The 6525-nt window shown below is 57.7% G+C and carries 5 protein-coding genes, 1 tRNA gene and 2 pseudogenes; 5 read left to right on the top strand and 3 right to left on the bottom strand.

The annotated features are described in order from the left end of the window. Positions 1-95 precede the first annotated feature (95 nt). Positions 96-248: pseudogene (locus NW837_RS05940) on the top strand (hypothetical protein); the annotation flags it as partial. Between the two features lie 13 nt (positions 249-261). Next, positions 262-335 (top strand) — tRNA-Met (locus NW837_RS05935). A gap of 18 nt (positions 336-353) precedes the next feature. Here NW837_RS05935 and leuC read toward each other — a convergent pair. The 3 genes from leuC to NW837_RS05920 all read right to left on the bottom strand — a co-directional run bounded on the left by leuC (position 354) and on the right by NW837_RS05920 (position 4134). Further along, positions 354-1757, bottom strand: coding sequence for a 3-isopropylmalate dehydratase large subunit (gene leuC / locus NW837_RS05930; RefSeq protein WP_414329830.1), 1404 nt, complete (start codon positions 1755-1757; stop codon positions 354-356). Positions 1758-1946: 189 nt separating this feature from the next. Then, the gene (locus NW837_RS05925) at positions 1947-3038 is read right to left on the bottom strand and encodes a polysaccharide deacetylase family protein (protein WP_414329828.1); all 1092 of its coding nucleotides are present in this window, start codon (positions 3036-3038) and stop codon (positions 1947-1949) included. A gap of 64 nt (positions 3039-3102) precedes the next feature. Next, entirely contained in the window at positions 3103-4134 is a 1032-nt protein-coding gene (locus NW837_RS05920) for an NAD(P)/FAD-dependent oxidoreductase (protein WP_414329826.1), read from the bottom strand. A gap of 206 nt (positions 4135-4340) precedes the next feature. Between NW837_RS05920 and NW837_RS05915 the strand changes: the two genes are divergently transcribed. From NW837_RS05915 to NW837_RS05905, 3 genes and pseudogenes are all read left to right on the top strand, one after another. Then, complete coding sequence (locus NW837_RS05915; RefSeq protein ID WP_011431991.1) at positions 4341-5306, top strand: SPFH domain-containing protein; 966 nt, start codon at positions 4341-4343, stop codon at positions 5304-5306. 12 nt (positions 5307-5318) lie between these two features. Further along, positions 5319-5858 carry a ribosome maturation factor RimM gene (rimM, locus tag NW837_RS05910; RefSeq protein WP_414329824.1) on the top strand — a complete coding sequence of 180 codons (540 nt, stop codon included), beginning with the start codon at positions 5319-5321 and terminating at the stop codon, positions 5856-5858. 201 nt (positions 5859-6059) lie between these two features. Then, positions 6060-6482: pseudogene (locus NW837_RS05905) on the top strand (ATP-binding protein); the annotation flags it as partial. Between the last annotated feature and the right edge of the window lie 43 nt (positions 6483-6525).

Here is a 6525-nt window from a genome sequence, read left to right as displayed (position 1 = left end):
CTAGAGGCCCGTGGTTGGCTTGCCAACTGCAGGGCTACCGAAAGCCCGCCCCGTACTGCGAAGCAGTCAGGGTCGGGTAGTTTACTCGGCTCTTTGCCCCCATTGGCCTGGAGATCCACGCCGAAACCCCCGCCGAGATTGCCATCAGCATCACCGCCCAGCTCATCCAGGTGCGACGGGGATCCCCGAAGAGAATGCCCGGCGAAACCCAAGGTGTAGGCTTGCCGGTTAGCCGGAGGACAAGCTAGGCTAGAAAAGCGCCGCGGGGTAGAGCAGCCTGGTAGCTCGTCGGGCTCATAACCCGAAGGTCACTGGTTCAAATCCAGTCCCCGCTATACCTAGGAGACGGTTGGTTAAAGCAGTGTCCGCACATCCACCACCTTGCCGCTGACTGCCGCTGCGGCCACCATAGCCGGGCTCATGAGCAGAGTACGCCCGCTGGGGGATCCCTGGCGGCCCTTGAAGTTGCGGTTGGAAGAAGAGGCGCTGATCTGGCGCCCCACCAGCCGATCCGGGTTCATCGCCAAACACATGGAGCAACCGGGATCCCGCCACTCAAACCCTGCCGCCTCGAAGATCTCCCGCAAGCCCTCCTGTTCTGCTTCCTGCTTTACCCGTTCTGAGCCGGGCACCACAAACGCCTTCACCCCTGGGGCCACCCGCCGCCCCTTGGCAATCTTGGCTGCCTCCCGCAGGTCGCTCAAGCGGCCATTGGTGCAACTGCCGATGAAGCAGACATCCACCGGTGTCCCTACAATGGGATCCCCCGGCTGCAAGTCCATGTAGGCATAGGCCTCTTTGGCCAGTTCCCGCTCGCTTTCCGGCAGATCTTCTGGGGCAGGGATCCGCTCATCCACCCCAATCCCTTGGCCGGGGGTGATCCCCCAAGTAACCGTCGGCGCAATGTCTGCGGCTTGGAATACCACCACGTCGTCGTAGCGGGCATTGCCGTCGCTGGCCAGACTTTTCCACCAGGCTACCGCCTCTTCCCAATCCGATCCCTGTGGGGCAAACTCTCGCCCCCGCAAATACTCAAAGGTCACCCCATCGGGGTTGACGTAGCCGCAGCGGGCTCCTCCCTCGATGGACATGTTGCAGAGGGTCATGCGCTCTTCCATGCTCATGGCTTCAATGGCGCTGCCCCCATACTCGTAGGCGTAGCCCACCCCGCCTTTGACCCCCAGCTTGCGGATGATGTGCAGAATTACATCCTTAGCGTAAACTCCCGGCCCCAACTTGCCGTGGATCTCAATGCGGCGCACCTTGAGCTTGGACAAAGCCAAAGTTTGGGTGGCCAATACGTCTCGCACCTGGCTGGTGCCGATCCCAAAAGCAATGGCCCCAAAGGCCCCGTGGGTAGAGGTGTGGCTGTCCCCACAGGCAATGGTCATCCCCGGCAGAGTTAACCCCTGCTCCGGGGCAATCACATGCACGATCCCCTGCCGACCGGAGCCACTGTTGTAGAAACGGATGCCGTATTGCCGACAATTGCGCTCCAGTTCCTGGATCATCTCCTCCGCTAAGGGATCCGCAAAAGGCCGTGCCCGGTTGTCGGTGGGAATGATGTGATCCACTGTGGCCACCGTCCGCTCGGGAAACAGAACCGGCAGATGGCGCTCCCGCAGCATGGCAAAAGCCTGCGGGCTGGTCACCTCGTGAATTAGGTGCAGGCCGATGAACAACTGCGTCTGCCCAGAGGGCAAAATCCGCACCGTATGGGCATCCCACACCTTATCGAATAATGTCCTCTCGCTCATCTTTCTCGGCCCGCAGCCAAGTCCTGTAAACTTTCAATGTGCTACTTGGGGAAAAGCTTGTCAAGGCACAGGCCTCCGTTATCTCTGGGCAACGCTGCTGAGCTGAGCGAGATGCAGCCCTTCTTTGAACATCCCCAGCCGGCAAAGGCGGGTCGGAGTCCTCAAGCCAGAAAACCTGTTGCCAGCCCTTCAAACGGGATCCCTGATGGCCGGCCAAGGCAAAAAGCGATAGCCCGCCTCTTGAATGGCAGCGACGATATCCGGCAGGGCCTCTGCGGTGTGGGGCCAGCGATCGTGGAGCAGCAAAACCAGGGGCTGATCGGAAGCCTGGATCGCCGGCAACTGAGCTCGAACACGCTCCAAAAGTTGGGCTGCGCTTTGGCCCGCGTAAGCATCTTCCGGGCTCATGTTCCAGTAAAGAACTCGATATCCTGCCTGCTCCAGAGAGCGACGCAAAGCAGAATCTAGGCGAAAACCTCCCGGTGGGCGAACAACCAGTTGGGGATCCAAGTTCAACGCTTTGAGCAGTTGGGTTGTCTGATCCACCTCAGCATAAAACAGCTCATTGCTTCCGTAGAGACGTTGATAATCGTGGGTAAAAGTATGATTGGCTAGGGTGTGGTGATGGGCCTGAATCGATTGAGCCAACTCTGGAAATCGGGAAACGTGGGTGCCAATAACAAAGAAAGTGGCCGGGATCTGAAGATCATCCAAAACCTGTAAAAGTCGGGGGGTGGATTGGGGCCAGGGGCCATCGTCAATGGTCAGAAAGGCAGAACGAGGCGGCACCTCCAGTAAAGGCCCCAGCATTTCTTCCAAGGGCAGTTGCAAAGGTTGGCTGTTTTCCGCCGGATCGAGAAAGTCGGGATCCGGGATCCAGCTATGCTGCAGAAACACCTCCACACGAGGGGGAGCAGGGGTAATCAACAGTCGCCCCGTCTGCTCATTTTGGTTGCCCCAGCTCAGTCGATAGGGCAGATCCGAGGCAATCTCGACGGTTGTTGTACGGGTAATGACTCCGTAGGGGATGTCGATCACATAATGCCCGTTCACCTCTTCTTGATGGATCCAGGCTGCAGAAGGAGCTGATAAATAAATGAGCAAATCTTGGGGATTGGCGCCGCGCACCACCCGAATGCTTTCGATGGGGAGAATGAGGTTGTATTCCGAGGTGGCCGTCAGGTTCAGCTCAAAAAGAGGCTGGGCCCCTACCGTGCAGTAGTAGATCAGTCCAACCAGTAGGAAAACCAGGCAAAATATCGACGCTTTCAGAGAGTGCATAGGAATGGCTTAAGCCTTCGCAACCAATCATAGGACAGAAGCCACCCAAGCTCGATAGAGCCCATCAATTTAGTGAGGATCCGGAAGGCCCTGGGATCCCAGGTGGCGAGAGCAGGCGCTCTTCCCATTTACGTGCAGGCGAGGCCCGTCGGATGTCCCGCCAAATGGCTGTGGCAGCTAAGGTACCATCGGCAACCGCAATCGCCACCTGGTTCAGGCCCTGCTTTAAATCGCCCAGCGCAAACAGCCGCGGATGGGCAGTGCGACACCACTCGTCGGTCAACAGGTTTTCCCCTTGCCATTTCAAGCCGGGGATCCCTTTCAAATAGGCATTGTGGTATCTGGCGCCCATCGCCACCAAGCCGGTAGTTGCTTCGATGTAAGTGCCATCTTCCAGCTCCACACCCTGCAATTGATGGTTTTCTCCAAGAAAGCGGCGAATAGGAGATTCGTAGAGGGGGTAGCCATGATCCGCCAGTTTTTTGCGCATGTCGGGGCCGACCGAGCAGAGGCCGTGGGTCAACACCGAGATATAGGGTGTAAACCAGTTGAGGACAAAAGCTGTATTGATCCGATCTTCCGAATTGACGATCAACACCGCCTTCTGATCCCGCATTTCATAGCCGTCGCAGATCATACAGACATGCAGTGAATAGCCGGCGTAGTCGTAAACATTCTGCATATCCGACAACTGAGGCAGCTCGTCCATAATGCCGGTTGCTGCAATCAGATATTTGCTCCGAAAAATGGGGTAGAGGCTGTTAACTTTTCCCACCTTGACTTTGACCGCAAAGAGGTCTCCCTCATCGGTGGCATCTTCCACGAAGCCGCGCAGGTAATCTACCCCTAAACTGAGGGCGTGCTCTGTTCCCTGTCGCAACAGCTCTCGTCCGGGAGTGGTCGGAGGCAATCCCAGATAATTGCGCAAATCCTGCATCCAAAAAGATCGGCCTCTGCCCTTCTCCACCACCAGGCAACTCAATCCATAACGAGCCAGATAGATTGCCGCCGATAGTCCCCCTGCTCCTCCTCCGGCCACAATCACGTCATAGATTTTGCCCAAACCAACCTCTAGATTCCTGCTGCTCAGTTTCATAGACGGGATCCCCTCACCAGACTTCTGCTGGGTGGCCTCAAGTTGTCGGTTGCGGCCCGAAAAATCTTAAGAAGCTCCAGACGTTCCGCAGAGCTGCAGATCATACTTGGTCCATCGCGTTTCTGTTGAGATGTGATCGAGCTAAGGGAGCAGTCCCAGCAACCGTCTAGAATGGGGACTGAACTCCCCCTTAGGAGAAAAGCCCTATGCCAGGTATCTTAGCGGCCATTGCCCTGATCTTTGTCGGCTACCTGTTCAACTCGGTCAAAATCATCAGCCAGGGGTATGAGGCATTGGTGGAGCGTTTGGGCAGGTTTCATCGCAAGCTGACCCCAGGATTGCACTTTATTCTTCCCCCTATCGATAGGATTGTGTTCCAGGAAACCATCCGCGAGAAGGTGTTGGACGTGCCTCCTCAGCAGTGCATCACCAGCGACAACGTCTCTTTGATGGCCGATGCGGTGGTCTATTGGCGCATCACCGACATGATCAAGGCCCGCTATGCGGTGGAGGACGTGCAGCGGGCTTTGGTTAACCTGGTGCTGACGGCTCTGCGGGCAGAAATTGGCCGCATGGATTTGGATCAAACCTTTTCCTCCCGCGCCGAGATCAACGCCCGCCTTTTGACAGAGCTGGACGAGGCCACAGATCCCTGGGGGATCAAGATCACGCGCGTGGAAGTCAGGGACATTCAACCCTCTAAGACTGTGCAAGACTCGATGGAAAAACAAATGGCTGCCGAGCGGGAGAAGCGGGCCGCCATTCTGAAATCAGAAGGGGAGCAGCAGGCCAGCATCAACCAAGCGGCTGGGGCCGCCAAGGCGCAGCTATTGCGGGCAGAAGCGGAGAAACGGGAGCGGCTGCTGTTGGCTGAGGGCACGGCTGAAGCCATCAAGACCATCGCCGCCACTTTGCAAGAGAATCCAGAGGCAGCCAATGCGTTGCAATACCTGATGGCGCAAAACTATATCGACATGGGCTTCAAGGTAGGCAGCAGTCCCAGCGCCAAGGTAATCTTCATGGATCCCAATTCGATCCCTGGCACCCTGCAAGGGCTGCTCTCCATGGTGGACGTGGCCAAGGGTGGGGAAGGATCTCGCGCGGCGGCCTCTCAGAAGCTGCGTACCCCGGCTTCTTTCCCAACCGAAGTGGACTTTCCGCGGCTCGACTGAGTTTGACCGACCATGATGGCCCGGGATCCCGATTGGCTGCTGGTGGGACAGGTGGTGGCGGCCCACGGCTTGCGGGGCTGGCTGCGGGTTAGGTGCTGGTCGGATTTTCCAGAGCGCTTCACAGAGCCTGGACCACGCTGGTTGCAGCGGGATACGGATCCCGAGCCCCTACTGCATTCCCTGATTGAGGGGCAGTTTTTCCCGGCTAAGGGTCTTTATTTGGTGCGACTGGAAGGGATCCCCAATCGAACGGTGGCTGAGACCTGGGTGGGGGCTAGGCTGCTGGTACCGGCTTCCCACCGCTTGCCCTTGCAGCCGGAAGAGTACCACTACCGCGATCTCATCGGCTTGGCCGTCTATCACCAAGGGGAGCTGCTGGGACAGGTTTCGGGGATTTTGGCAGCCGGCCAGGATGTGCTGGAGATAACGACCTCTGACCATCGGCAGGTGTTGATCCCCTTTGTGAAAGCCCTGGTGCCTGTCGTGGACTTGGAAAAAGGCGCACTGCACGTGCAGCCGCCGCCGGGGCTGGTGGAGAGCTTTCTGGGTTAGAGTTCGGCAAGACGGCCTGACTTCCGTACCTGCATCCCATCCTGAACTTGGCCCTCAGAAGCGTCTGTGTGGCCGTTCTAGCCTTTTGTGCTATCATGGGGACAGTTTTTTGATGATAAGCTGATTCCTGGCCTTTAAGGTCAATTTTTCTGGGTTTCTGTTGATCTTGGCCGGGAGCCTTCCTCGGGATTGGAGTTGGGAATGACGGAAAACTACGGTGCAGAGCAGATCCAAGTTTTGGAAGGCTTGGAGGCTGTGCGCAAACGCCCTGGCATGTACATTGGCTCCACCGGGCCGAAGGGGTTGCACCATTTGGTGTACGAGGTGGTGGACAACTCTGTGGATGAGGCCCTGGCCGGCTATTGCAATGATATTCAGATCAGCCTGCATCCCGACGGCTCGGTATCCGTTTTGGACAATGGCCGCGGCATTCCGGTGGACATCCACCCCAAAACCGGTCAGTCGGCCCTGGTTACGGTGCTGACGGTGTTGCATGCGGGGGGCAAGTTTGGCGGTGGCGGCTACAAAGTCTCCGGCGGGCTGCACGGCGTGGGCGTATCGGTGGTGAATGCCCTCTCCGAATGGGTGGAGGTGACGGTTTGGCGAGAGGGCAAGGTTTACTTTTAACGTTTCGAGCGCGGGGCGGTGGTGGGATCCCTGAAATCCG

This window comes from Synechococcus sp. R6-10 (assembly GCF_047461815.1).
Taxonomy (GTDB): domain Bacteria; phylum Cyanobacteriota; class Cyanobacteriia; order Thermostichales; family Thermostichaceae; genus Thermostichus.
This window is presented reverse-complemented; position numbering and strand designations above follow the sequence as displayed.

Excerpts from the sequence above, each read along its gene's own strand:
- NW837_RS05915 (WP_011431991.1), top strand. The coding sequence starts at position 4,341 with ATGCCAGGTATCTTAGCGGCCATTGCCCTGATCTTTGTCGGCTACCTG.
- NW837_RS05920 (WP_414329826.1), bottom strand. The coding sequence starts at position 4,134 with ATGAAACTGAGCAGCAGGAATCTAGAGGTTGGTTTGGGCAAAATCTAT.
- rimM (WP_414329824.1), top strand. The coding sequence starts at position 5,319 with ATGATGGCCCGGGATCCCGATTGGCTGCTGGTGGGACAGGTGGTGGCG.
- leuC (WP_414329830.1), bottom strand. The coding sequence starts at position 1,757 with ATGAGCGAGAGGACATTATTCGATAAGGTGTGGGATGCCCATACGGTG.
- NW837_RS05925 (WP_414329828.1), bottom strand. The coding sequence starts at position 3,038 with ATGCACTCTCTGAAAGCGTCGATATTTTGCCTGGTTTTCCTACTGGTT.